The organism is Microcystis sp. M53603_WE2, assembly GCF_030065435.1.
Genome location: NZ_JASJFF010000520.1, coordinates 1 through 1,877, shown reverse-complemented (window position 1 = coordinate 1,877; position 1,877 = coordinate 1). Strand labels below are relative to the sequence as shown.

2 protein-coding genes and 1 pseudogene are annotated in these 1,877 nt (G+C 45.1%); 1 reads left to right on the top strand and 2 read right to left on the bottom strand.

Annotation, left to right across the window (positions count from 1 at the left end):
* Positions 1-237, bottom strand: a 237-nt coding sequence (locus PX481_RS10855; RefSeq protein ID WP_288094574.1) for a helix-turn-helix domain-containing protein, incomplete at its 3' end; no start/stop codon positions are given.
* A gap of 168 nt (positions 238-405) precedes the next feature.
* Between PX481_RS10855 and PX481_RS10850 the strand changes: the two are divergent.
* Positions 406-612: pseudogene (locus PX481_RS10850) on the top strand (IS200/IS605 family transposase); the annotation flags it as partial.
* 117 nt (positions 613-729) lie between these two features.
* On the opposite strand, the gene PX481_RS10845 reads toward PX481_RS10850, so the two are convergent.
* Entirely contained in the window at positions 730-1,494 is a 765-nt protein-coding gene (locus PX481_RS10845; protein WP_288094573.1) for a proprotein convertase P-domain-containing protein, read from the bottom strand.
* Between the last annotated feature and the right edge of the window lie 383 nt (positions 1,495-1,877).

The following is a 1,877-nucleotide window of genomic DNA, read 5'->3' as shown; positions in this document are numbered from 1 at the left end:
AGCTTCCGTTAGATTTTTGGCTTGAACGAAGTAATTTGGATAAGGTTCATCTGCGGAAATTATATACTCGGAAACTAACGAAGAGCGCTCCGCAAGACACTTTCGAGAGTTCAACCAATCTTTCCGTTCTGAAAGAGCGTAATTATAAACGCTTTTGCAAACATCAAGAATGTGGATGATCTCCCGTTCCTGTTGTCTGTTTACCTTTAGTTTGTACTGGTAGGTAAGCGTTATCACTGTCTTTCGTGAGCGTGATGTATAGTTAAATTATAACACTTACTGCCTAGGATATCAACTATAGCGGTTCTCACACCTGTGTGGCACAGTTTAACCTTTGCTAATTAAGCTTTTCACCATCGATAATGTATCTCTTGCGAACAGGAAACGCTATAATTACAATCATGGACCAAACTAATCGCTAACCTTAAAACAGTTAGTAGTCGCTTAATTAGACAAGAATTTCCGTATTTGGCGGCCGAGTATTTCGACAACAAACCCTATTTTTGGACGGGAGCTTATTTCGTGGCTAGTTGTGGCGACGTTACTGTCGAACAACTAAAAAAATACGTCGAGAACCAAAACTCCCCGAAAGTGGAAACGCTACCGCGTTAGTTTTATTCTGGTCGCGATTCATCTCGCTCCATTGAGATAGTTTTGATTCCCGCTTCAGCCCGGTCGGGAGGAAATAAGCATAATCCAGAAAACGGGTTTCTCAAAGAAACCCGTTTTCTATGCTAATCTTTCCCATTCAAGTGCCGCTCTCGCTCCCAGTAAGCCTAAAGCCAGCAAACCTAAGCTAGAACTTGGCTCAGGAATGGGGGTACCTTGCAAATTTAGCGTCCAAGAAGTGAAAGAGCCAGTAGTACCAGCGACAGTATCGGCAATGGTCAGCCGCCAGACGCCGCTGGACTCTTGTCCGCCTAGGGAAGCGAGCATGGGAACCTTGGTGCTACTGTTCCCACCAGTGGCGAAGTAGTTGCCGCTGGCGACGTTAAAAAGATTACCCCCAGAAGCCGCTACCGTCCAGATGTCGCCGGTAAAGGCATCGTTAAAGCTGTAGTTGCCGTTGAAGTTGCTGTTATCGCCAGTCGCAGTAGCAGGGGGAACAATGCGCCCAACCCGGTTGAATAGGGCTACTGTCGTGTTGGTTGGGACGTAGGTGAGGGCGGCACGCACCTGGCCTAGAGAGTTGTGCTGCAGTCCCGTGAGGGTGACAGTGACATCGGTGATCAAAAAGTTGGAACTGGTGGGAACGGTAATAGTGCTACTAAAACCAGTGGTGCTGCTATCAGGGATATTACCGCCACTACCATTTCCGGTAAAGGTAAGGGTGGCGGCGCTGGCGGGGAGGGTGGCCACCATAGCGATCGCGCTAACTGTGCTGGCGAAGACAACACCGACACCAGACAGGGATTTGAGGATAGTTGTGGTGTTCATTGACAATTTTGTAGAAATTGGCTCTTCGTTACTTGTTATGGTTCGATAGGGGGGCATAAATCGACTAAATCCTTATCTGGCAAGAGACTTAATTGATTAGTTCGCTCTAGATAAAAAACAATTGACAAAAATCGCTAAATGTCTTTCTATATAAGGGTTCCATCCCTTATAATCCCCGTCCATTGCATAACACAAACCGAAGAGCCTAGAAATTTTACCAAAAAGCATATCACACCACCCCTATTTTGTCAATTATTGCTTCTTATCGATTTTATAGGGTTTTATCTATGTTTTTCATCTCCAGAAAACGGGTTTCTCAAAGAAACCCGTTTTCTAATGTAATCGCGTAGTGCTATATCATCGAAAATTTTGGGTCTGAAACCCCGTCGTTCTACGACGGCTTTACTGTTAAATATTAGCACATTTACGAAATATATGCT

Coding starts and splice junctions, on each gene's coding strand:
- PX481_RS10845 (WP_288094573.1), bottom strand. CDS start 1,494: ATGCCCCCCTATCGAACCATAACAAGTAACGAAGAGCCAATTTCTACA.